The following is a 22,070-nucleotide window of genomic DNA, read 5'->3' on the forward strand; positions in this document are numbered from 1 at the left end:
GAGAAAATGACGAACGTAATGATTGAAGTAAATGGCCTGTCAAAAAGTTATGGAGAGCTTACTGCGGTAAATGAGGTCACCTTCCACGTAAATACTGGTGAGGTCTTTGGTCTGCTTGGTCCAAATGGAGCTGGAAAAACAACAACAATTGAAATGCTCGTTGGATTACGAAAGCCGGATCAGGGGACTGCCATCCTGTCTGGATATGACGTCCGAATGCAACTGAATCAAGTAAAAGAGGTGATTGGCATCCAATTGCAATCCACCTCTCTGTTCGAATTATTAACGGTACAAGAAATTATGGAAATGTATGCGAGCTTCTACCCAAGATCCATCTCGATTCCAGACACCATTGAGGATATGCTCCTAACAGATAAGAAGAATACTAGAATTAAAGCATTGTCTGGCGGACAAAAGCAACGTCTGGCCATTGCCTTAGCTATTATTCATGACCCTAACATCATCTTTCTTGACGAACCCACAACTGGCCTTGACCCGCAAGCACGCAGAACACTTTGGGATATTATCGAAAATTTGAAAGCGAGAGGGAAAACGATTGTACTTTCCACCCATTACATGGATGAAGCACATATTTTATGTGACCGGATTGGAATTATGGATCAAGGAGACCTTATTGCGTTGGACACACCATCCAACCTCGTAAAGAAGCTTCAATCCGAAAGTGCCATTGAATTCTCCTTAGCACAAAGTGCAAATACTACCTTTTTAGAACAGCTACAGGGGGTAAAGCAGGTAACTCAAAGAGGAGAGAAATATGTCCTCTACACGGATAACATCCAAACGTCTCTTATCGATTTAGTACAACAAGCACAGCGCTTGCATATTAATCTCGAAGATTTACAAACAAGAACAGCGACATTAGAAGATGTGTTTATTCATATGACCGGAAGGAGTTTACGAGAATGAAGGCATATTGGCAATTAACATTAGGACAATTACGAATTTTCGCTAGAAATCGTCAGGTATTATTCTTCACGCTGCTTTTTCCTATCATCCTTATGTTTGCACTTGGCTCATTTGCAGGAGGCACTGGTAATAATGCGATTTCGATGGCGATTGTTGATCATGATGACTCAGAAACCTCTCAGCAGCTTCTCTCAAGCTTTGAAAAAAATGAAGCAATTAAATTAGATCAAATAGCTGACATCGATGCAGCATTAGATCAGTTGAAAAAGACGGATTATCAGGTGGTAGTAGAGATTCCTAAGGGCTATGGAGAGCAGGTAGAATCACATACCGATCAATCAGTTCCCTCCATGCTTCCAGTCTATTACAACGAAACCAGTGTTACGACATCACAACTAGCGCTGACTGTGGTGAATGCCACGGTAGATCAATTAAGTAAACGCATGGAAAATTACATACCGGTTGTGGAAGTTCAATCAGAAGGTGTGCGGGGATTAGACTTAGGATATATTGATTTTCTCGTCCCTGGTATTGTGGCCATGATGATCATGAACAATAACATGAATGGGGTAGCAGGACAAATTTCTGCCTGGAGAGAGCGCGGTATTTTAAGAAGAATGCAAGGAACCAGGCTGAAAGCATCCACATTTATTGCAGCACAAATTACCGCCCGTCTGTTACTTAATGGCTTTCAAGCCTTGCTCGTTTTAATCATAGCCAGCCTTATGTTTAATGTAACGGTCAATGGTTCTTGGCTAGCATTAATCACCTTTGTTGTTTTAGGCACACTGGCGTTTATGGCAATTGGCTTTATTATCGCTGGCCTTGCGAAAAATCCAGAAAGTGCTGGACCAATTGCTGCATTCGTTTCCTTTCCTATGTTGTTTTTAGGTGGCGTATTCTTCCCTATTGACAGTATGCCCGAATTTTTGCAGCCATTTGTCAACATCTTGCCGATCTCGCACTTGAGCACAGCGCTTCGCGAAACGATGAACATAGGCACCTCATTCTTCGCACTTTGGCAAGACTGGCTCCTATTAGTCGCTTGGCTAGTCGTGTCATTTTTGATTGCAAGCAGAACATTTCGGTGGGAATAGGAGGTTGGAACGCGGGGTCAGGTTTATCGTTCCAGCAGGCCCATGAGTTTTTTTTCTCTTAGGCCGCAACAGTAAACCTGACCCCCTGTTCCCCGTTCCATTCCTCTAAATCCGTCTCGTCCCTAAAATGTACAAGCTAGCAAGCAGTACAAATAGGATAAATAACCCATTTTGGAAACCGATTGTGTCAATCATCCAACCGAATAGCGGAAACAAAAGCATGATGGAGAAGCTTTCAACGACGCTGATCATTGAAAAGAACGTAGCTCGCGTTCTTGATTCCACTTTCTGCTGGATATAGTTAGAAAAGACTGGCTCATACAGCGTCACTAGCTGCGAGAGTATCAAGAATGATGACACAATTGCCCAATCGGGAGACCAGATAAACAATAGGAAAAACACCAAATAGAGCAAATATCCATACTGCGTAATGCTTTTGAACTGCCATTTGGCCTCTAGGCGATAAGCTACTTTCGCCATCACTACCCCAAGCAAGCCCTCGACGGTAAAAATGATTCCGATCGTAATCGAACTAAACCCTAACCGTGTGAAATACTCCTGTCCATAGAACGTGAGAATCACAATAGACGTAACGATCATAATGAAAAAGATGATTGGCACATGAGCAGACGGGTTATTTCTCCAAATCGATAGTCCATCTTTCAACTGGTTCTCCCACTGCTGTTTTATACCTAGATTAGGACCCGCATCTCTTTCTCTTTTTGGCTCATGCAGAAAGGAGATCGGAATCAGTGCTAGTACGTGGGTCACGATGATTCCCCCGTATACGAGCTCCCAGTTAATCTCTGCCATCCAACCGCCGGTAAGTTTAGCAAAACTAAGGGAGAGAAGTGCTAGAGCAGTCATGTTTCCGAACACCCTTGTGTATTGCTTCTCTTTTCCCTTTTCCTTTAACGTATCATAAATGAGCGCTTCCTCCGCACCGGACTGAAATGTCATAGCGACACCCAAAGTCACAAAGGCCAATCCGAATAAGGATAGTGAATCACTGATCAGCATGAATGTGCCGTAACCAATACTTAGCAGGTTACCAATGAACAGACTAACTTTCCGGCCGTACAGATCCGCAACCATCCCTGTTGGAATCTCCAGCAGCACAACACTCAAATGCATGAGCGCCTCGATCATGCCAACCTCTGTCATACTCATCCCTTTATCGTTCAAGTAGATGACCCACAGTGCCCGGTCAAAGAATAGCTGGGCAACAAAAATATAGATATATATAAATCGAATGTTTCTCGTTAAACTTACTTGCTTCATTTTCCGTATCCTCCAGAATCGGACGATCGAAAAACTCACCCTTATCATCTTAGTGCACAAAAAAACCACAGGAAAAACGACTCACCTGTGGTCAAATAGCGTATACCGATGTATGCAAGGCAAGAAATTTTCACGTCAGATATGTTGTTTTTTGAAACAATAAACTAAAATTAGACATACGTATCCAATTTCGTAAAAAAGTTCCAAAAACAGACGCCATGAATGCAATGTGTGCTTTCACTTCGTCCATACCCAACATGTTCATTTCATTGCCTCCTTTCCAGTTTTGATAGAATTATCATAACATAAATGGAACGCGGGGTCAGGTTTATCGTTCCAGTTTTTTGTTCTGAGCCATGGGGTCAGTTCTTCTGTTCCATTTGATAGGTATTTGGAAGGGCTTAGGACGACAAAAAGGGATGCAAATATGAAGTGCTTGCATCCCTGATTCTTATTAATATTGGTTGTGAAAGATCTGACAATAGTCTCTCACAAGTTTCTGATACGTTTATAACGTGTGCGTTCCAAATTTTTAATTCAACTTCACCATACACACTTCTTACTAGAAAAGAAGATCGTCATCAATAACATCCGGCCTCGTTCTCCTGTCCCGCTCCGGCTCATCTTCCGTATCTTTCTCTTGCTCAGCCCATTCTTCCCACGATATGCCGAATGGTGCTCCGCCATCTGTGTAACCTGCTATAAACGCAAATGTCTCATCACTATCTTCAAACAAGTCCATCTCAGATTCTTGCTTCCGCTTCCTTTCTGCCTTTCGCTTCGCCGCAGCCTGTTGTGTTTGAGTCACCATATTCTTTATTTGTTGCATATATGATTCGCTGTAATGATAACCTAGTGTCTCCAGTTCATTAACTGCACACCATTGATTAACATTGAAATGCCTACTATAGCCTCTGACCAGGTTTTTCCCGTCATATTTTGGAATCCAATGTAGTGCTGCCTGTAGTCGTCGAGGGCGATCCATCCGTTTATGTCGAGGTGTATTACCCTTTTTCTTTTTACGCTTTCCCACCATTTAGTGCCCCTTTATACTATGGAACGCGGGGTCAGATGTATCGTTCCAGCAAGACCTTAAGTTTTTTCTCATAGACTGGAACGGTAAAACTGACCCCCTGTTCCCCTCAAACAAAAAAAGCAAGAGGCACATGTTCGACCTCTTACTTTACAGCTATATTGAATTAAAATATACCGTCCCTTTGAATTGAATGTTGATTTTAGCTGAAGTTTCGATCATTGCTTTTTTGAGATATTCTTTTGCTTGGGTGAATGCGTCTAGCATGCCTTCAGCTTCAATGTTAATGTCAATTGGTCCAAAAGGGATTTCTAATGTAAAAATGTATAGTTTCATGTTGTTTTTCCCCCTCTTTATTTGAGTTTGTAAGCATATAATAACAATTTTAGAAACCGCTTTCAATAGCTTTAATCAAACTGTCACAAAATTGTAAAGGTTTTCATATAAAGGGTAGTTTTTTCAAAGTAAAAGGACAGCAAGAGGATTATCCAGAGCAAAGTAACTCCTGCATCGCTGATCCGTATATCATACCTCGCCCATCACTACATTCCCCACCGTAAGATTTGTTATAATAAAAAAAGACAAACCAGATTTCACATGCCCCCAAGAGTTTCCTAACATATATAAAATCTGCAATTCTTGCAAATAGAGGAGAGAATCGGGATGACAAAAAAAGAAAAAGGGTTGTATATCGGTTTAGGTGTTCTAATCGGATTCTTAGTTAGCTTGCTATCCTACAAAAATTTCAAACTTAATAATATCGGGAACGTGAAGGAACTAACGATTGTACACGGTGATCTCTATAAAGAAACGAAGGAAAAAGATTCAGGTAATACAACCGAATAAACAGTTCCCTAATCGGCAAGCGTGATTCACTCTTATCTTTCATTCCAACTTGGACATGTTAAAGGTAGGAGGTGAAGAAATGGTCGATAAAGAAACAATGAAAACCTTAGAAGAAATAGATGGTCTATTGAACCCTAAACGAGCAACGAACGGAAACATAGCCGCTGACGCAACTACTGTAAACAGCGTAAGTGAAGGCACATTAGATAATCGTGTTACCGACGAAAGACATAATGATAACGCCCGTGCCGCAGCGGCTATGGAACAAGAAAACCCACGCATTAATACGGACAATTTGTGAGAATTGGTCCGGTCTACATTGTTAAGGTTCAGGGATGCTACACACGATGTGGTTGCATCCCTTTTTCACTTTAAATTCAGCAGGCTATTTCTGTCACCCTCATCTAAAATGAAAAAGTTTCTACTAAAATAAATGCACGTTACTGGAGTGATCATCCCCATTTTATAGTGTGTTGCGGCCTCTAATAACAAAAAGCCAAAATATACAGTTTTATTTTGGCTTTTTTAAAGATATTAAAGTTATTGAACGAACGCCCGTTAGTTGAACCCTTTCTTTTTTAATCCCTTTAACAATAAATCAATAACATAAAAAACCAATGCCCCAATTGAACCGTATACCCCAAATATCATTCCATTTTTAATGGTAGATAAATCTATTGAATAGCCATTTGAAGGGGGACTTAGAGTTAAGATGAATACCAAAATAGTTAATATCCCAACAACAAAACCAGCAATTATAAAGTAGAAAAACTTTATCCAGTTTTTCGTTGTCCACTTGTCAATTAGTATAGAACACGTGATTCCGCCCAGTATATATGCTCCACCTGTTATGGGTAAAAAAAGGAGAAATCCATTTCCTAAAGAATCATGAAAAACTAATGTTAATATTAGGCTCGATAAAAAAGTTGATAGCAGAGCAACTTTAAATTTGATTAACAAAGTATTCTCCACCTCCTCAATAATCGTGAAACAAACAGTGATTCCACTATCGTTAATACCATCATACATGTTTTTTTAAAAAAGGAAATATTTATAAGATCGTTTCACTTTATCAAGCAAAAACTCTATCCTCTCTTTCAAGCAGTCACACAATTTGGATTGCCATATTTATTGGCGCTCCTTTTAAATTCCACCATTTTTAAGTTTTTTTGGAATTTTATGTTAGTATAAAACTAGCAGGAAGGTGAACCGTGGGGTCAGGTCTATCGTCCCAGCAAGACCTTAAGTTTTCATAGACTGGAACAGTAAACCTGACCCTCTGTTCCATTTAACAAGTGGGTGGTCATATCATATTGGCGATCCTTTTATATTTGAATAATTTCAATAATTACTGGAATTTTATGCTAATATTAAAGTAAACAGACGGCTATGGTAATAACTAGATCTAAAAACACCCTACAACGGAAAGGCGGATTATAGGTGTCAAAAAAACTAATAATCACCTTATTTATTTTGTCATCATTGTTGTTAATATCTTTTATTTGGTTTGGTTTTAACCCAACATTAGAGAAGGCAATAAACCGATATTATAGTTCAGGGGAAGTTATTAATATCTTTGAATATCATGACGAAATAGTTGCTTTTAGATATCGTAGTAAAGATGGTGAAGAAAAACTTGTAATAAATGAATATCAAAAACATTTTGGTAACTATTCGATTAATGAAGGAAACAGTATGGCTATTGAACTATCAAATACTAATCTTACAGGCTTTATTACAGACTATTTCTTTACCCACTCAAAAACTGGACTAACATATCTATACGGACTAATCAATAAACCTCAAAATGTAAAGGAAATAAGCGTTACTTATGAAGTACCCCAAGCTAATTCAACTTCGAAAAAAGTGAATGTAAGTTCTCCGGTTGATAATGGAATATTTTTGGTTAATATAGCTCATGAAAAAAATGAAAACTGGTTGTTTTCTTTTTACGACGAAAATGGAAAGATAATTAAGGAAACTTCTGAATTCGCTTATTGAACAATCGGGATGCAATATTTACTTTAATAAGGGGATGCACCATTGTTCCATTAACGGTGCGGAATATTTTCAAAGTAATATCGTCCTGCTTATACAGCGGACAAATAGAAGTTAGGAACGAAATTTGAACTGAGAGACCGAACGAGTAATCGACGGATTAATAAATATTCAATAGTTTGACTCAACCATTATTTTTTCGTTCAGTGCTGAAATTAAATAGTTTTGGTAAGAAAAAGGGGGAGTAAGATGAAAAAGATAGGTCTGTGGCTGTTAATTGGTGGGCCTGCTTTGTGTATAGTGGGGGTTTTAGCTGTCTGGCTTATATGGAAGTATGAACCTGTACCGAACAAAAGTGAAGTAGAAGAAATGGTAGGTGCAGGTAACCTTGTGGAATTTGGAGAAGTCGAAGGGTCATACCTTTTTACTCCAAGAAACTACGGTTACTACAACGATGAAAATATTTACATTGTGGAACAGTATCTGGATAAAGGAGAAGAATACGGAAACCAGTATGTTCTCATAGGAGAAGGGATAGAACTGATGGCCTCTGATGAACAAGCCGTCAATCAAGTGAAATCCAAATATTCGGAACAGATCCTTCAGTCTCATCATGAGAATCTTCAAGTGCTATCAAAACATCAAATGAGTGTTTATAAAGATAATGAAAAGGTTAGAGAAGCGTGGCTTTTTAAAGTAACTTTTGATTATGATGGTGCTCACTTTTTGTCTTTTGTATTGCCTGCACAAGTGGAAGAAGACAAATTCAATTTTTTCGAAAAAGGGTTTGAAAAGTTACTGCAATTCTAACTATTATACAATCCCCCGTAATTCACCTTTACTATGAAAATTAAATATAGTGTGGATTATTGCTCTTGTCTCAATTCCGAAATTACTTTACTTGCTTTGTTTATGATTGGTGCACTACCAGGATCGATTTATTTTCATTAGTACTTCATACATTATTTTCACGGTCCGCAAGTTAGTAGTATTGTAGTTATTGATGCAGCAGTTCCTATTTTCCTAAAGGATACAACCATTAACAAGGTATCCAAATGGGCTTTAATGTCAGCTAAAAACTATGCGAGGTGTCCCATGAATAACATACCCTTTCGAAAAAGATTAAAAGAATTGGTCGTTGATTATCTGGTCATACTTTCTTACTTGCTCTTACTATTGATTGTAAACCTGGGAATCAACTTTTTCATTTTAGACGGAATTCCGGAATATACAGAAATCCAAACACAATTGATAGCCATATTTACGTCCGTAATGCCAATCATCTTTATCTTTTCATATTTAGATTACATCAAAAATGGATCTGTTGGGAAAAAGGTCTCCGGTCTAAAATTGACATACAAAAAGCGTAGGTTCAGTTCAAGTTTAACAAGAAACATCATCAAGTTTTTACCTTGGCAGTTAGGACATATAGGGGTTATTCACGGGATGTACAGTGATTTTTCAATAACTGCTATTGTCATCATGAACAGCGGCACCCTGCTTGGCTTACTATTGCTGCTTATGGGATTATACAGAAAAGACAAACGACATTTGGGCGATCTGATAGCCGGCACAAAAGTAGAACTGCAATAAGGGAACGCGGGGTCAGATCTATCGTTCCAGCAGGAGCTTAAGTTTTCATAGACTGGAACAGTAAACCTGACCCTCTGTTCCATTTAAGGAGTGCGAATCTATGCAACTTATTATTAAATTTTCTATCTTAACGACAAATCTCTCAAAAAATGAACTAGAAAGTCAGTTAGCCCAATCTAACATAAAAGAATTGCTTAGACTTGAGGAATGGATCGATGGAAATGTACGTTGTGAATTTACTATTGATTACAACGAAGATTTATTAAACCAGCTAAGAAAAACTTTCCATGAGCAAGGGATCATCATGGGAGAGCATTACTGTTCTGTCTTTAGAAATGAAGAATATGAACACGCTCCTTTATTTCGTCTGATTTCTATTGGGCGGGATTCTTATGAAAGCAAAAGAACTAAGTTTAAAAAAGAAACAATTTGTGATCATTGTGGTTTTTTCACTTACCATTTAGATGGTAAATTAGGGATGAATACGAGGCAATTGAAAAACAAAATTTTAGTCAATGTAGATTATAAGCATTGGGTTTTATCAGAAGAAGGCGCAGAGTTATTTGCCAAATGGGGAATAACAGGATATAAGTTGACACCTGTAAAGCACACTGGCCATAAAGAAACAGAAATTCCAGGATACTTAATGACCGATATAAATTTACTTCCAAAACCAAGTCAAAGTACTATTACCATTGAAAAAGAAGGGAATGGTTGTATCAATTGTAAGGTAGAAGGGTACTATTCTCTACCTATTTATGAATCAACTGTAACTAGTTATATGAAAGATATTAACTTTAGTACAGAATACCACGGATTTGGTCCCTTTGGGGCTGTTCGATTGCTCTATCTAAGTAAACGTTTACGACAATTGTTACTGGAAAATGGATACACAAAAGAAGTACGAAACCCCTATATCCCTGGCAAGCAAAATATGCAAATTAAAGGCTGGTATATGGATCCTATACAAATTAAGTGGAACGCGGGGTCAGATTTATCGTTCCAACAGGACCGTAAGCTTTCATAAACTGGAACAGTAAACCTGACCCTCTGTTCCATTCTTTACAATCGCCCTTTTTTATCGTATTATTATGCTATACGATATATCGCGTCACATAATAACGCATAACATAATAGTTAACCGAACGAAAGAAGGTATAAAGTAATGGCATATAATGGCGGGCCGATGACGGAAGCAATGTATTATGTGTTACTGGCCCTGATGCGCCCTAACCATGGGTATCAGCTGATGCAGGCAATTACGGACGTGTCGAATGGTCGGGTGCAAATGGGGCCGGGCACACTTTACGGGGTACTGTCACGGATGCAAAAGGATGGACTGATCTCTTTAGCAGATGATGATGGCAGAAGGAAAACCTATGAAATTACGCAAGATGGAGAACAGGCGCTGCGGATCGAGTATCGGCGGTTACAAGCATTGATTGAAGATAGTAAGATTTTAGAGGCAGGTGATGAGCATGAGTAAGACAGTTTACAAACTTCGGCCGAATGATTTTTGGCGAATCGGTGAGCATGAAAGCTGGTTTACGGACATGGCGGCTCGAGGGCTTCATCTGAAAAAGATGGGGATCTATTTTGCCAAGTTTGTAAAAGGTGAACCGAAGCAAATGAAGTACAGAATCGAAGTTTCGATAGATAAGGAGATTACATCAGAGCAAATCGAAATGTATGCCGAAAGTGGTTGGGATTATGTAACAAGATATCAATTCTTTCATGTATTTTCATCACCTGTTGAACTTAATGCACCAGAGCTTCATACAGACCCTGCCGAACAATCGTATACATTAAAGGAACTGGACAAGAAATTAGCGAAGAATGCTATCATGATTTTTATTGGCATGCTCCTCATGTTCGGCATCATGTTTTCCCTGTTGTTTATGAGTGGGACACCCACGTTGAATGTGATTGAAGGCGGTGCTATTCAACAAATTATTACAACGATCTTTTTCGTATATATCACCTACATTATGCTGCAGGCATCCTTATCAATTCGGGCATTGCGAAAAAATCTTATCGAAGGAAAAGCCATTGACCATCACGCGCCATGGAGAAAGCACCATCGTCTCCGTACGATAATTACGCTACTATTTACAATAGTAATAGGCGTGAGTGCTGTTATCCCGTTCGTACAACTTGCTAAAATGGACGCGAAAACATTGCCAGAAGCAAGTACCGACTTACCGATTGTTAGATTAGCGGATGTAGAGCAAAATCCGGATTTGATTCGAGCGGAACCGACATATATGCAGGACAGTGTTGATTGGGGCAATCACTATTCGTATAATTGGAGCCTATTCGCACCAGTGCAGTATGAAACAGTTGAATCTGGTGTTGTCCCCGATGAAACGTGGCCAGACGGTAGTGGTGAATATTCACCAAGCATCGAAATAAAAGTCTATCAACTTCGTTTTCCAGCAATGGCTGAGCATTTGATTTATGATTTAATAGATCGATATGAACATAGAAGCAATACTTTTGTAGAAACACAGCATCCTGCATTTGATCTTTTGCTCGTTCATGAAGAAGATGAATCCAAAAAAGTATATGCTTCTAAAGGAAAAGCCGTCATTTATGTAGATTATTTTGGCCATGCAGATACAGATGTGATTATTGATAGTATTGTTGAGAAAGTTGATTTGGTTTTGAAATGATATGGTGGAACGCGGGGTCAGGTTTATCGTTCCAGCAAGACCTTAAGTTTTTTTCTCATAGACTGGAACAGTAAACCTGACCCTCTGTTCCACTTAAAAAGTGACAAGTACCAAAGATGGACACTTTCTGCAAATTTGTCCATCTTTGGTGCCTGTCAGCATGTAATACTATTCCAGAAAATGCCCCTTGTTCAATATAGACATCATCTTCTTATTGTAGATTAATATCCCCTGTCTCAATTGTCCTAGACAGAAAATCCGGTTATGTCCACCTGAAGCTGTCTCATCTACTTTTCAGTCTATTCGAGTCGTGTGATAACAAGGTGTGCTGAAACAGGTTCTGTTCCTCCGGCGAGTGGAGTGATGGTAAGAGCCGCGGCATTGTCAGCGGGATTTCTTACAGTGAGTATTGAATTGATGCTAGTCGTTTCAACAAGAGCCATTCCTACGATCTGAGAAGTACCGGTCGCTCGCCCAACCACCGTATAGGCTAGTTCTGTGCCATTAAGGGTTAAAACCAGTTGGCCAGCTTCAGTCACACTCACCTGAAACAAGACCTGATAGGTGCCGATATCAGCCAAATTAAATGAATCATCACTAGTGCGGGCAATCGATCCACCAGGACTGGTTGGCCCATTTTCCGGAAAGTCTACATCTCCACCGGTAGCAACTGTTGCAGCATTATCAGGAGGCATTAAAGCATAAAAATCTGCATAGGCCAATACACCTCCAGCTGGACCCGCTGCTCCTGTGGCACCTTGGATACCAGTAGCCCCTTGAGGACCAGTGGCACCTGTGACGCCTTGGATACCAGCGGCTCCTTGAGGACCAGTAGCTCCCGTCACGCCTTGGATACCAGTAGCCCCTTGAGGACCAGTGGCACCTGTGACGCCTTGGATACCAGTAGCTCCTTGGGGTCCTGTAGCTCCCGTCACTCCTTGGATACCAGTAGCTCCTTGTGGGCCAGTGGCTCCTATGACACCTTGGATACCAGTGGCTCCTTGGGGTCCTGTAGCTCCCGTCACTCCTTGGATACCAGTAGCTCCTTGAGGACCGGTGGCTCCCGTCACTCCTTGGGTACCAGTAACACCTTGAGGACCAGCGGCTCCCGTCACTCCTTGGATACCAGTAGCTCCTTGAGGACCAGTAGCTCCCGTCACTCCTTGGATACCAGTAACACCTTGAGGACCAGTAGCACCCGTCACTCCTTGGATACCAGTAGCTCCTTGAGGGCCAGTGGCTCCTATGACACCTTGGATCCCAGTGGCTCCTTGGGGTCCTGTAGCACCTTGAGGACCGGTGGCTCCCGTTACTCCTTGGGGTCCTGTTACTCCTTGGGCTCCCGTTACTCCTTGGGGTCCCGTTACTCCTTGGGCTCCCGTTGCTCCTTGGGGCCCGGTGGCTCCTTGGGGTCCTGTAGCACCCGTCACGCCTTGGATACCAGTAGCTCCTTGAGGACCGGTGGCTCCCGTTACTCCTTGGGGGCCTGTTACTCCTTGGGCTCCCGTTGCTCCTTGGGGCCCGGTGGCTCCTTGGGGTCCTCCTTGGGGTCCGGTGGCTCCCGTGGCGCCTTGGGCTCCCGTGGCTCCTTGGGGTCCGGTGGCTCCTTGGGGTCCTGGAGATCCCTGTTGATATGATATTGACTTCACCATATCTCCTTTGATAGGGGGCTTATTGTAGCAATTGTTAGACGAACATTTACAAAAATCATCGGCAAATCCACAATTTTCACAAAATTCCAAAAGTATCACCTCTTAATTTAGTATTACTTTTACATTCTATTTAGTAAATTCACATTTTGATTGTGCTTCTTAACTAACATCAGAAAACAAGAATGAGGGACAGGTAGATATCACCGAAAAAGCACTCAATTTACTACATCGTGTGATTTTCTCCCAAAATTCCGATACTAAATAAGGATATAGGGTTGGGGTCTTTGATATTATCACCATAAAGTAGACATAATTTCTTTTTGTGTTAAAGTGTCTAGGATCTGAGACCCTGGGGGCAGGTTTCCAGTAGGACCTTAAGTTTTTTCTCATAGACTGGAACAATAAACCTGACCCTCCGTTCCATTGTCAACGCACTACATGTCGGCTAATGCTTACCGGCTGCACGGCGCATTCGGGACTTTCACCCTAAAGATGTATGTGCTGCCAGGCGCAAAAATAGCCGCAATCCTTTATGGGATTACGGCTTTTTTAATAGGCATATATCCAATGTAAATTCAGGACATGACCCGCTTATTAATGAAATAATTTTAGAAGCTATAAGATCCTAATCATGCCTTTCTCTTATGCGTCTTTAAGAGAACCGGCTGCTTTAGCTCGAATTCTGGTTGCGTTTCCTGGAAGATATGCTAATGGAACGTCTTCAAAATCAACAATCTCCACTCCAAAGGGATCTGCTCCTGCTGCAACTGCTTCTTCCTTTGCCATTTCCTTCGCTAATTCCAAGGTTTTTTCTCTGCCTAATTCATCTAGTTTAAACACTTTTTCTATTTGTCCACTTACCTGAGAGATCGCAGAGCCAATAGCGTTTGCAACACCAAAGTGGTCTGGACGATGAACAACAGAAGCACCTTTTAATTTTTCTGGGAGCAACACACTTCCACCACCTACTAATATAACAGGTACGGGATCTGCAGTTGTTTTCATGCGATCAATTGCTTCCTCCACTTGTTCTACTAGCTTTGAAAATGCCTTATCCACCATATCTTTGTCTAAATCAGCAACCTTAGTAGCGTCTCCAATGTCTCCCATGCCTTTGGCAACAATAATATCTGTTGTTGTTAAGATATCACCACCAAATACATAGGCTTCTTGTTGCAATCGATAGCCCACGCTGTCAGGCCCTAATTTTACAGAACCATCTTCATTGACACGGACAATCGTTCCGCCACCAATTCCAACAGAAGTAATATCTGGCATTCTAAAATTAGTACGAACCCCGCCAATTTCAACTGCTAAAGATGATTGTCTTGGAAAGGAATTGACGAGTACACCAATATCTGTCGTTGTTCCGCCAACATCAACAACGAGTGCGTCCGATTGATTCGTTAAGTACGAAGCACCACGAATACTATTCGTAGGACCACAGGCCACCGTTAAAATTGGATATTTCACGGTATATTCAACAGACATCAATGTGCCATCATTTTGACTAAAGAACACCTTTGCATTAACGCCTTCCTCTTTCAGTGCTTGAACAAAACCATTTGCAGTGTTCCGAGCTACATCCATAACCGCAGCATTAAGGATGGTTGCATTCTCTCTTTCTAGTAACCCAACACTACCAATTTCACTTGATAGCGAAATCGCTACATCTTCACCAAGAATCTCTTGGAAAATTTTCTGGGCGTGATGCTCATGCTCCGTTGAAACCGGAGAAAACACCGAAGTGATTGCAATCGAGTCTACTTTACCTTTAAGCTCATGTGCTATTTCAGATAAATGCGCTGTATCTAGTTCAGCGATTTCACGTCCATCAAATTCGTTCCCACCTCGAACGATATATACGTGTTTTCCTAGAATATTTCGTAAATCATCCGGTACACCAATCAAAGGCTTGATCCCTATCGTCGCAGGTGCTCCAATTCGAACTGCTGCTACCTTATTTAACCTTTTTCTTTCTACAATGGCATTGGTGCAATGTGTGGTACCTAACATCGCATATATAATATCTTCTTTTGGCACGTTTGCCTCTGCAATTATTTTTTTCACCGCTCTATAAATACCGGTACTTACATCCTCGGTTGTCGGTTCCTTTGTCTCTGAGATAACGTTATACTGCTCGTCTAGGATAACCGCATCCGTATGTGTGCCGCCAACGTCTATACCAATACGATATCTACCCATTTACTCCTCCCCCTTTCCAGCTAGCTTTTCAACAGGGGTATATGCTACGTCATATCCAAAATAAGATGGTCCAGCAATTTCAATTGCCTTTTCTGTTCTCCACTTAGGATCGCAAGGCATGCCAATAACAATACAACGCGCACCGTATCTTAATCCTTCTGTTGTAATTGGCATTCCAGTTTCAGCATCAAGGACTGCAATTAAATCAGGAGTCACACAGAGCAATTTCTCCTCTGTTTTTGCAAGTAAATGCTCATTTTGAAAATTCAACTCTAGTTCTTGACCTTTGTAATCCTTTATTCCTTCAATAATGGCTGTACCTCTTGCAAACCCTGTCTCCGTTTTACGGTCTATATCTTTTACTTTTCCTTGGAATAGTTTAAATCCGCTAGTAATCTTTAATACTTCATCAATTGCGTCATAGTTTTTCGCTTTCGCTTCTCTAATACTGCGACCAATCTTTTCTTCTAGGCTTAAGCTATTGCGAATGGCCGATCGTTTGAGGTCTTTCCCCTTCATCGGATAAATGGCTAGCATGACCGATCCGCCCATTTCAATTGTTGCTCCACGAGCTAATCGTTCCGCCCATACACTATTGATAGTATTTAACAGCATCCCGTTTCCCTTTTCATCTGAAAGAACCATCGGGGTTGCCTCTAATCCATCTAGATAAAAGGTCACCATTTGCAGTTCAGGAAATGCACGTCCCATACCGTCACAATCTACCACAGGAATTCCTTGGCGAGCAGCTAAAGCAAATGGAAGTAATGAATTTACTCCCCCAGCTTCGATTGGCATCGTAGCATAAATTTCTTCACCTAAGTAATCACGCAAGGACTGAAAAGCGGTAACAGCTTCTTCTCCACTTGGAACCTTTTCAATCATTACGGTCGGAGCACCCATCATAGCTGATGGTACAATCATTGCATCATCAGGAACTTCCTCTGGATCTAGTAGTTTAATAGGACCATATTCTTCTATGGCTTGAAGCGCCATTAATTTTCCAATATAGGGGTCACCACCGCCACCTGTGCCTAAAAGTGCTGCACCAACAGCAATATCTTCTATCTCTTGCTTGTCCAATAACCTCATGAATTCCCCTCCAATTATTTACATGCTTATTGTGTTCGAAACTTTTACCGGCACTACCTTTGAAACAACGAACTGTAAAACAAGGGCAACTAGAAATGCATCAAATCCAGAAGCACCTGTTAATGTGAACAATCCAAACCCGTTAGGTGCTGGAGTTGTCATGAACGCTACTAAGGCTGCAATCACCCAAACACTTATACCAGGTACACTAACAGCAGTCATATTGTCCAAATTATCAAAGCTATACTTTTGCTTATTTGCAAAATAATCTGCTACATAAATTCCTCCAATTGGTGGAATGAGCGTGCTTAAGAAAGTTAGGAATGGAATAAAATTATCGTAAATACCACCAATTGCTAACGCCGTACCAATTACACCAGCGATAATGGTAAGCACAAATTTTGGTATTTTCTTGAAAATAACCGAAAACCCTAGCGCAGATGAATATAAATTATTATCGTTAGTAGTCCATTGAGCCAAAATCAATACTAATAATGCACCTGTTCCCCAACCTAGATTTAACATAATCGCCACAATATCCACTTGTGTTGTCGCTTTTGCAATTATTATTGAAGCAATAAGCACTAAACTAAATCCTGCAAAAAAACCTACAAAAGATGAAATAACTGCATCCTTTGGTGTCTTTGCATAACGTGAAATATCGGGCCCTATAATTGCTCCAACTGCAAGCGATCCAATGATCATGGAAACTGCAACACCAATCGTAAGTGGTTCTCCAAACAAGTTATCTAACACTTGACTTTCACTTGAACCGTTAACCACTTTAAAGAGTGAAGCGACAATCAAAATCCCTAATAAAGGTATAGCTACTATACTTAACTTTTCAATAGCTTTATAACCAATAACAGCTGTTGTTGTCATTAAAATACCACCAATTAATACAAGGAGCTTCGTGTTTATTTCTACGCCGAACGCGTTATCAATCACCTGTGCAAGACTCGCACCAAACAAATCTAATTGAACGCCAAACCATCCAAATAGAGCAATCGCAATAACAACGGATACCGCATAAGCTCCATATCTTCCAAGTGCAAAAGTAGAAACTAAAGCAGTTGATAAATTAGTTTTTGCCCCTACGAGACCACAAAGTGCACTCAATACTGCAAGTAGGAAAGTGCCTATAAATGTTGCAATAATAGCTTGCGGCATTGTTAGTCCACCAGCTAGAGTTCCCCCTAAAATTATTGCAGAAAGTGCAACTATTGCCCCCAACCAAACAATCGATAGAACAAACCATCCTTTTCGTTTATCTTGTGGGACTGGTTCTCGCTCATAATCCTTCACAACTTTTTGTTCAGCAGCCTTAGACATATTATGTCCTCCCCTTTAACCTTAATAATATTTACACAGAAATTCCATTCCAGAATTGTTTAAAAAGAATTTCCAATCGTTCATATATTTGTTGCTCGTTGTAGCGTTGCATCTCCCAAAATATCCCGTCCATTAAACATTGGAACGCGATAGATAATTCATTACTATCCACTTTCTTGATTTCGCCATTTTCCATACCATATTCAAAAAGTTGATAGAGCAAATCGTATTCTCTTTTCTCTAACACTTCAAATCGTTTTGCTATATCATCTTTTAAAAAGTCTGGTGGAGAGATGATTAGTCGGATAAGTATTTTGGATTTTATTTCTTCTTGGAACTGAAAATTAACAGCTGCTTTTAGAATCGTATAAAGCTGTTCTTTGACAGTTTTACTCTTTTGTAGTTGCATTTCTACAGCAGATAAGTGACCTTCAAGTGCCTCTTGATAGATACTTGTAAAAACTTCATCTTTATTTTTAAAAAAGGCATATACGGATGGCGCCTTAATCCCTACTTCGCTTGCAATTTCCTTCATCGTCATCCCACGATAACCATGTTCTGCGAATAATTTAGCTGCTGCTTCTATTATCTGATCTCTAGTTGACATAGTGCCTCCTCTATCACCTAACTAACGTTCGTTAGGTAACTTGCTTAAAAGAATATTATCACACTTGTTTTTAGAAAACAATAATTTTTCTGAATAATAAGTTAAAGGTAAGTGGGATAGCGGATTTAATCTTCTAATTGTGCCTTAGTCTGTTTATGTGGTTTGCAGGGTCAGGTTTATCGTCCCCGCAGGACCTTAATTTTTTCTCATAGACTGGAACAACAAACCTGACCCCATGTTTCATTTGACACATCCTTTAAAATGTTATATATTTCTAATATAAAGTTATATATTTCTAACATTTGGTGGTGAATTAATTTGAAGAAGTTAAAGCTATCGGTATTAGCAGTTACTTCTCTTGGTGTTGTGATTGGAATGTTATATCAAGCTGTTTCCTTATTTCGCAAAAATGACAGTATAGCTGCAGTACTTTTTGCTTATTGGATTAGTGAGCTTTATTGGGTTTATTTTAATGATTTCAAAAAGACTTTTGTCTGAACTAAAACAGGGCATCTCTTTTGATGATGAGCGCTCTAAAAAAGTAAAAATACATGCAGCAGGAACTGCATACTTTTATTCCTTATATATTTGGATTGCTTTACTTGCTTTCCAAAAATACCTCAACAAAGATGACATTTTAATTTTAGGGTTGATTGGGATGGGATTAAGCTTATTAATTTCATGGTTGTTTACCAAGAATAAGAAAGGCTTAGAGTAATGAAGACAAGGATTAAGGAATACAGAGCAAAGCATAGTATGACTCAATTAGACCTTGCAAAAGCGGTCGGTGTAAGAAGAGAAACGATTAGCTTCTTAGAAAAAGGTGAGTATAATCCATCCTTAAAACTTGCAATAAAAATTGCTCACCAGTTTCACATAAGTGTGGAAGACTTGTTTATTTTTGAAGACAGTGATTTCGAATAATTTCCATTCCAGGAAGGAGGTGCTTTAGATGTTCGTATATCTGTATCACAAAATGAATAAAACTCAACAGCAAATCACATTAGCAATAACACTAATTATATTAATCACCGGTTCTTTACTTCTTCTTATATAATGTAATCCACAGCGACAGTTACTTTGTCCCATCTATCATAGCTTTCAGTGCAAAAATCCGCACTCAAAAACATACCCTATAGAGGCAATTTAATGCTCTACAGGGTATGTCTTTAGCGCGCTAGCAGATATGTTTAAGGCTCCCAACGACCATTCACGATCGCCACAATCTTCCAGATGTCATATTCATTAAGTTCATACACAAACTTTAGACTTTTCCAATCCAAATCACTCGTTCCTTCGATATAAAATTCAACGATTTTTGACTGTGGAAACACTTCTTCTAGATTTGAATCTATCATGTTGCTTACATCTGTATGAACTTTGTCGGCGTTTAGAAACAGTTCTGCTCGCAGGCGTTCATCAAAATATTCACTTGATGTTAAGCTTATTTCCGTTCTCGCCTCTCCGTACCCCCATACATATTTCGTGTCGTCTTCTAATAAGTGTTCCACTTCGTTTTGTCTAAAACCGACGGTATAGTCTTCAATGTAGCTTGTTGGAGAGAAAAATACTCCTTTGCTTTCGTGAACGTTGCTAGCAAGAAAAGACATATCGCGGTTATTAATCGCTTGAAGGGCTTCGGTTGCTTTTTGTTCGATTGATACAGGTTCTCCCAAAGCATCAGCTTCGATTTCACTTAAAATCTATTTCCCCTCCTGCCATTCGGCGTGATAAGTCATCTCTACATGGCCAATCAGTTCGTTATTGCGCTCTTGAATTATTTTGTAGTGGTCACTGCTTACTTCTTCAATCTTAAAATCAACATCTTCAGCTAACCACGTCGGTGCATCCTTGGCGATGGCATGTAGTACTTGGTAAAGCAGTTGCGGAAGAAACGAAAAAATGGTGACACTCCAGAAATTGATACTGCACCATATGTTAAGGATAAAAGATCATACTTGCCACTCCGGGTTGATTTGTGAGGAAATTGGAATAGATGTCAAATGGAATCAAGCAAATCATTTGGTCATACTACGAATAAATGAGTAAATGATGGAAAGAGGAATGACTCTGGGGGAATGTCTACCGCAGAGCCAAAATAAAGGTGGTAGGCAACATTTTTGATTTTAAGCAACAATATTGACATACCATATTAATATAATGGGATAATATTAAATTTTAGGTTGTAATTATTGGAGGGGTTTTTTTATGACGCCAGAACAAGTTGTTAGAGAATTTTTTGAAGAAGTACGATCAGGTAATAATCCAGATTACTCAAATCAATTAATGGCTGAACAAGTTTTGGCACATCAAATTGTATCAGAAGAAGAACAAACAGTGTTGAGGACACCTAAAGATTATGCTGAACACGTAAGAGAAATGATTGAAGTATATGGTGATTTTTCATTAGAAATTCAAGAATTCTTAGTTGACGGAAACAAAGTATATGTACGATGGAGACAAAAGGGTTTGCACGTAGGGGAAATCGATGGATACCAACCTACAGGGCTACCAGTAATAGAAAAGGCAAGTGCAGTGTATAGAATAGAAAATGAAAGAATTTCAGAGTATTGGATTCAGATTGATAGATTAGGTATTCAAAAACAATTAGAGTACAATAAATATATTAAATAACACTCGTGTTGCATAAAAGTTGTCGTAATTTTCAGTTTAATTATTCTTGCTGTTTAGAGTCAAAAAAGTAAATATCCAAATAAAGGTGGCTCCGTCCATTTGAGAGTGGAACAACAAAACTGACCCCGCGTTCCACCTACCCATTCTTCAACTCAATTTCGAACCGGTCCATAAAGTTTCTGGCGGTGCTAGACAGTCGGTTTTTCTTTAAATAAACCCAGCCAAACGATGTTGGAAAGTCGGGTAGATGCTTTATCTTTTTCGGTAAGGCTAGTTCGGAGTCTGGAACTTGGGACAAGTGAAGGGAGTAATCATAGCCTACTGTTACAACATTTTCTTCACTTAGCGCTTTCGTTAATGCTACAAGATTTTGCGTGGTGAAAAGGATGGAGATTCCGCCGTATGTACTCGTGAATGCTTCGACGAATCGATAAATAAAATCATCATCATATAGTACGAATGAGTAATTTTTCAATTCTTCAGGGTCCACTTCTTTACTGCGGCCGAGCGAAGAATTTTTATGTACAAAAGCTACCATCTGTCCTTGGAGAATCGGCGTAAATTGATAATTCAGCTTTTGGTCGACAGGAATTTCTCTCTCTGATATTAAGCCAATATCGATTAGTTCTGCATCTAATTTACGTATAATTTCCTTTGATGAGCTTTCATTAACCTCGATCGATACGGCTGGGAAAGCTTTCTTAAAATCAATTAAAACATTCACTAGCGTAGGCATTACTCCGGGAGTTAATGCGATGCGCAGTGTTGTCTGCATGTCTTCTTCGTGTCCTGACGCTTCTTTTCGTAGCTCTTCCAAGTCATTTAAAATAGTGATTGCTTTCTCCACGATTGATTTTCCTTCTAACGTGAGGTATGTGCCATTTCTTGAGCGATTAAACAGTTTTACCCCAAGTTCATTTTCCAAATTGCCCACAGCCTGACTTACTGCTGATTGAGAAATATGAAGCTTTCGCGCTGCATTCGCAAGTGAATTGTTTTTCGAAATTTCTACAATATACTTCAGTTGCTCAATGTTCATCGTAGCCTCCCATCTATAAGTAAAACTTATAGTAACTTAAGATATGTTAACTTTAACTTAGT

The 22,070-nt window shown here is 39.7% G+C and carries 26 protein-coding genes; 14 read left to right on the forward strand and 12 right to left on the reverse strand.

All coding sequences use genetic code 11. The annotated features are described in order from the left end of the window. Positions 1-6 precede the first annotated feature (6 nt). Both ACI6MV_RS11310 and ACI6MV_RS11315 read left to right on the forward strand, forming a co-directional pair. A complete protein-coding gene (locus ACI6MV_RS11310) occupies positions 7-927 on the forward strand; it encodes an ABC transporter ATP-binding protein (protein ID WP_407270403.1) in 921 nt (306 codons plus the stop codon). Continuing rightward, on the forward strand, positions 924-2,024 hold the full coding sequence (locus ACI6MV_RS11315; protein WP_407270404.1) for an ABC transporter permease: 1,101 nt from the start codon (positions 924-926) through the stop codon (positions 2,022-2,024). Before ACI6MV_RS11310 ends, ACI6MV_RS11315 begins: the two co-directional genes overlap by 4 nt. Positions 2,025-2,129: 105 nt before the next feature. On the opposite strand, the gene ACI6MV_RS11320 is transcribed toward ACI6MV_RS11315, so the two are convergent. The 4 genes from ACI6MV_RS11320 to ACI6MV_RS11335 all read right to left on the reverse strand — a co-directional run bounded on the left by ACI6MV_RS11320 (position 2,130) and on the right by ACI6MV_RS11335 (position 4,674). Then, positions 2,130-3,305, reverse strand: a complete 1,176-nt coding sequence (locus ACI6MV_RS11320; RefSeq protein ID WP_407270405.1) for an MFS transporter — start codon at positions 3,303-3,305, stop codon at positions 2,130-2,132. A 130-nt stretch (positions 3,306-3,435) separates the two neighbouring features. Then, positions 3,436-3,570, reverse strand: coding sequence for a hypothetical protein (locus ACI6MV_RS11325; RefSeq protein ID WP_407270406.1), 135 nt, complete (start codon positions 3,568-3,570; stop codon positions 3,436-3,438). A 297-nt stretch (positions 3,571-3,867) separates the two neighbouring features. Then, on the reverse strand, positions 3,868-4,338 hold the full coding sequence (locus tag ACI6MV_RS11330) for a hypothetical protein (protein ID WP_407270407.1): 471 nt from the start codon (positions 4,336-4,338) through the stop codon (positions 3,868-3,870). Between the two features lie 156 nt (positions 4,339-4,494). After that, the gene (locus ACI6MV_RS11335; RefSeq protein ID WP_407270408.1) at positions 4,495-4,674 is read right to left on the reverse strand and encodes a hypothetical protein; all 180 of its coding nucleotides are present in this window, start codon (positions 4,672-4,674) and stop codon (positions 4,495-4,497) included. Positions 4,675-5,001: 327 nt separating this feature from the next. Here ACI6MV_RS11335 and ACI6MV_RS11340 point away from each other — a divergent pair, with 327 nt between their 5' ends. Both ACI6MV_RS11340 and ACI6MV_RS11345 read left to right on the forward strand, forming a co-directional pair. Then, positions 5,002-5,184, forward strand: a complete 183-nt coding sequence (locus ACI6MV_RS11340) for a hypothetical protein (RefSeq protein ID WP_407270409.1) — start codon at positions 5,002-5,004, stop codon at positions 5,182-5,184. Between the two features lie 55 nt (positions 5,185-5,239). After that, a complete protein-coding gene (locus tag ACI6MV_RS11345) occupies positions 5,240-5,485 on the forward strand; it encodes a hypothetical protein (RefSeq protein WP_407270410.1) in 246 nt (81 codons plus the stop codon). A 257-nt stretch (positions 5,486-5,742) separates the two neighbouring features. On the opposite strand, the gene ACI6MV_RS11350 is transcribed toward ACI6MV_RS11345, so the two are convergent. Then, complete coding sequence (locus tag ACI6MV_RS11350; protein WP_407270411.1) at positions 5,743-6,213, reverse strand: hypothetical protein; 471 nt, start codon at positions 6,211-6,213, stop codon at positions 5,743-5,745. A gap of 411 nt (positions 6,214-6,624) precedes the next feature. Here ACI6MV_RS11350 and ACI6MV_RS11355 point away from each other — a divergent pair, with 411 nt between their 5' ends. The 6 genes from ACI6MV_RS11355 to ACI6MV_RS11380 all read left to right on the forward strand — a co-directional run bounded on the left by ACI6MV_RS11355 (position 6,625) and on the right by ACI6MV_RS11380 (position 11,447). After that, entirely contained in the window at positions 6,625-7,185 is a 561-nt protein-coding gene (locus tag ACI6MV_RS11355) for a hypothetical protein (protein WP_407270412.1), read from the forward strand. A 246-nt stretch (positions 7,186-7,431) separates the two neighbouring features. Beyond that, on the forward strand, positions 7,432-7,992 hold the full coding sequence (locus ACI6MV_RS11360) for a hypothetical protein (RefSeq protein WP_407270413.1): 561 nt from the start codon (positions 7,432-7,434) through the stop codon (positions 7,990-7,992). 255 nt (positions 7,993-8,247) lie between these two features. Next, positions 8,248-8,775: an RDD family protein gene (locus ACI6MV_RS11365; protein WP_407270414.1), complete on the forward strand. Its 528-nt coding sequence runs from the start codon at positions 8,248-8,250 to the stop codon at positions 8,773-8,775. 100 nt (positions 8,776-8,875) lie between these two features. Beyond that, positions 8,876-9,802, forward strand: coding sequence for a hypothetical protein (locus tag ACI6MV_RS11370; RefSeq protein WP_407270415.1), 927 nt, complete (start codon positions 8,876-8,878; stop codon positions 9,800-9,802). 195 nt (positions 9,803-9,997) lie between these two features. Next, a complete protein-coding gene (locus ACI6MV_RS11375; RefSeq protein WP_407270416.1) occupies positions 9,998-10,261 on the forward strand; it encodes a PadR family transcriptional regulator in 264 nt (87 codons plus the stop codon). After that, positions 10,254-11,447: a DUF2812 domain-containing protein gene (locus ACI6MV_RS11380; RefSeq protein WP_407270417.1), complete on the forward strand. Its 1,194-nt coding sequence runs from the start codon at positions 10,254-10,256 to the stop codon at positions 11,445-11,447. The genes ACI6MV_RS11375 and ACI6MV_RS11380 overlap by 8 nt, the downstream gene beginning before the upstream one ends. Positions 11,448-11,746: 299 nt before the next feature. On the opposite strand, the gene ACI6MV_RS11385 is transcribed toward ACI6MV_RS11380, so the two are convergent. The 5 genes from ACI6MV_RS11385 to ACI6MV_RS11405 form a co-directional block, all read right to left on the reverse strand. After that, entirely contained in the window at positions 11,747-13,099 is a 1,353-nt protein-coding gene (locus ACI6MV_RS11385; protein WP_407270418.1) for a collagen-like domain-containing protein, read from the reverse strand. A gap of 642 nt (positions 13,100-13,741) precedes the next feature. Beyond that, positions 13,742-15,304, reverse strand: a complete 1,563-nt coding sequence (locus ACI6MV_RS11390; RefSeq protein WP_407270419.1) for a hydantoinase/oxoprolinase N-terminal domain-containing protein — start codon at positions 15,302-15,304, stop codon at positions 13,742-13,744. Continuing rightward, a complete protein-coding gene (locus ACI6MV_RS11395) occupies positions 15,305-16,396 on the reverse strand; it encodes an S-methyl thiohydantoin desulfurase family protein (RefSeq protein ID WP_407270420.1) in 1,092 nt (363 codons plus the stop codon). It lies immediately after the preceding gene. Between the two features lie 18 nt (positions 16,397-16,414). After that, positions 16,415-17,728, reverse strand: coding sequence for a cytosine permease (locus tag ACI6MV_RS11400; RefSeq protein ID WP_407270421.1), 1,314 nt, complete (start codon positions 17,726-17,728; stop codon positions 16,415-16,417). A gap of 31 nt (positions 17,729-17,759) precedes the next feature. Next, positions 17,760-18,335: a TetR/AcrR family transcriptional regulator gene (locus tag ACI6MV_RS11405; RefSeq protein ID WP_407270422.1), complete on the reverse strand. Its 576-nt coding sequence runs from the start codon at positions 18,333-18,335 to the stop codon at positions 17,760-17,762. 318 nt (positions 18,336-18,653) lie between these two features. Between ACI6MV_RS11405 and ACI6MV_RS11410 the strand changes: the two genes are divergently transcribed. Genes ACI6MV_RS11410 through ACI6MV_RS11420 form a run of 3 tightly spaced genes read left to right on the forward strand, consistent with a single transcriptional unit; the run spans position 18,654 to position 19,259 of the window. Then, positions 18,654-18,833 (forward strand): hypothetical protein, encoded by a 180-nt coding sequence (locus ACI6MV_RS11410; protein WP_407270423.1) that lies wholly within the window; start codon positions 18,654-18,656, stop codon positions 18,831-18,833. Beyond that, a complete protein-coding gene (locus tag ACI6MV_RS11415) occupies positions 18,808-19,053 on the forward strand; it encodes a hypothetical protein (protein WP_407270424.1) in 246 nt (81 codons plus the stop codon). Before ACI6MV_RS11410 ends, ACI6MV_RS11415 begins: the two co-directional genes overlap by 26 nt. After that, the gene (locus ACI6MV_RS11420; protein ID WP_407270425.1) at positions 19,053-19,259 is read left to right on the forward strand and encodes a helix-turn-helix transcriptional regulator; all 207 of its coding nucleotides are present in this window, start codon (positions 19,053-19,055) and stop codon (positions 19,257-19,259) included. The genes ACI6MV_RS11415 and ACI6MV_RS11420 overlap by 1 nt, the downstream gene beginning before the upstream one ends. A gap of 266 nt (positions 19,260-19,525) precedes the next feature. Here the strand turns inward: ACI6MV_RS11420 and ACI6MV_RS11425 are convergent, their stop codons facing one another. Next, complete coding sequence (locus ACI6MV_RS11425) at positions 19,526-20,011, reverse strand: hypothetical protein (protein ID WP_407270426.1); 486 nt, start codon at positions 20,009-20,011, stop codon at positions 19,526-19,528. Between the two features lie 532 nt (positions 20,012-20,543). Between ACI6MV_RS11425 and ACI6MV_RS11430 the strand changes: the two genes are divergently transcribed. Continuing rightward, entirely contained in the window at positions 20,544-20,969 is a 426-nt protein-coding gene (locus tag ACI6MV_RS11430) for an ester cyclase (protein WP_407270427.1), read from the forward strand. 136 nt (positions 20,970-21,105) lie between these two features. Here ACI6MV_RS11430 and ACI6MV_RS11435 read toward each other — a convergent pair whose 3' ends face one another. Continuing rightward, positions 21,106-22,008 carry a LysR family transcriptional regulator gene (locus tag ACI6MV_RS11435; RefSeq protein ID WP_407270428.1) on the reverse strand — a complete coding sequence of 301 codons (903 nt, stop codon included), beginning with the start codon at positions 22,006-22,008 and terminating at the stop codon, positions 21,106-21,108. Between the last annotated feature and the right edge of the window lie 62 nt (positions 22,009-22,070).

It is taken from the genome of Radiobacillus sp. PE A8.2 (genome assembly GCF_045635475.1).
Lineage (GTDB): Bacteria > Bacillota > Bacilli > Bacillales > Amphibacillaceae > JBJGXI01.

What these genes read in the sequence shown, in the direction of transcription:
- ACI6MV_RS11310 (WP_407270403.1), top strand. Translation starts at nt 7, where the DNA reads ATGACGAACGTAATGATTGAAGTAAATGGCCTGTCAAAAAGTTATGGA.
- ACI6MV_RS11315 (WP_407270404.1), top strand. Translation starts at nt 924, where the DNA reads ATGAAGGCATATTGGCAATTAACATTAGGACAATTACGAATTTTCGCT.
- ACI6MV_RS11320 (WP_407270405.1), bottom strand. Translation starts at nt 3,305, where the DNA reads ATGAAGCAAGTAAGTTTAACGAGAAACATTCGATTTATATATATCTAT.
- ACI6MV_RS11325 (WP_407270406.1), bottom strand. Translation starts at nt 3,570, where the DNA reads ATGAACATGTTGGGTATGGACGAAGTGAAAGCACACATTGCATTCATG.
- ACI6MV_RS11335 (WP_407270408.1), bottom strand. Translation starts at nt 4,674, where the DNA reads ATGAAACTATACATTTTTACATTAGAAATCCCTTTTGGACCAATTGAC.
- ACI6MV_RS11340 (WP_407270409.1), top strand. Translation starts at nt 5,002, where the DNA reads ATGACAAAAAAAGAAAAAGGGTTGTATATCGGTTTAGGTGTTCTAATC.
- ACI6MV_RS11345 (WP_407270410.1), top strand. Translation starts at nt 5,240, where the DNA reads ATGTTAAAGGTAGGAGGTGAAGAAATGGTCGATAAAGAAACAATGAAA.
- ACI6MV_RS11350 (WP_407270411.1), bottom strand. Translation starts at nt 6,213, where the DNA reads ATGTATGATGGTATTAACGATAGTGGAATCACTGTTTGTTTCACGATT.
- ACI6MV_RS11360 (WP_407270413.1), top strand. Translation starts at nt 7,432, where the DNA reads ATGAAAAAGATAGGTCTGTGGCTGTTAATTGGTGGGCCTGCTTTGTGT.
- ACI6MV_RS11365 (WP_407270414.1), top strand. Translation starts at nt 8,248, where the DNA reads ATGTCAGCTAAAAACTATGCGAGGTGTCCCATGAATAACATACCCTTT.
- ACI6MV_RS11370 (WP_407270415.1), top strand. Translation starts at nt 8,876, where the DNA reads ATGCAACTTATTATTAAATTTTCTATCTTAACGACAAATCTCTCAAAA.
- ACI6MV_RS11375 (WP_407270416.1), top strand. Translation starts at nt 9,998, where the DNA reads ATGCGCCCTAACCATGGGTATCAGCTGATGCAGGCAATTACGGACGTG.
- ACI6MV_RS11380 (WP_407270417.1), top strand. Translation starts at nt 10,254, where the DNA reads ATGAGTAAGACAGTTTACAAACTTCGGCCGAATGATTTTTGGCGAATC.
- ACI6MV_RS11385 (WP_407270418.1), bottom strand. Translation starts at nt 13,099, where the DNA reads ATGGTGAAGTCAATATCATATCAACAGGGATCTCCAGGACCCCAAGGA.
- ACI6MV_RS11390 (WP_407270419.1), bottom strand. Translation starts at nt 15,304, where the DNA reads ATGGGTAGATATCGTATTGGTATAGACGTTGGCGGCACACATACGGAT.
- ACI6MV_RS11395 (WP_407270420.1), bottom strand. Translation starts at nt 16,396, where the DNA reads ATGAGGTTATTGGACAAGCAAGAGATAGAAGATATTGCTGTTGGTGCA.
- ACI6MV_RS11400 (WP_407270421.1), bottom strand. Translation starts at nt 17,728, where the DNA reads ATGTCTAAGGCTGCTGAACAAAAAGTTGTGAAGGATTATGAGCGAGAA.
- ACI6MV_RS11405 (WP_407270422.1), bottom strand. Translation starts at nt 18,335, where the DNA reads ATGTCAACTAGAGATCAGATAATAGAAGCAGCAGCTAAATTATTCGCA.
- ACI6MV_RS11415 (WP_407270424.1), top strand. Translation starts at nt 18,808, where the DNA reads ATGATTTCAAAAAGACTTTTGTCTGAACTAAAACAGGGCATCTCTTTT.
- ACI6MV_RS11420 (WP_407270425.1), top strand. Translation starts at nt 19,053, where the DNA reads ATGAAGACAAGGATTAAGGAATACAGAGCAAAGCATAGTATGACTCAA.
- ACI6MV_RS11430 (WP_407270427.1), top strand. Translation starts at nt 20,544, where the DNA reads ATGACGCCAGAACAAGTTGTTAGAGAATTTTTTGAAGAAGTACGATCA.
- ACI6MV_RS11435 (WP_407270428.1), bottom strand. Translation starts at nt 22,008, where the DNA reads ATGAACATTGAGCAACTGAAGTATATTGTAGAAATTTCGAAAAACAAT.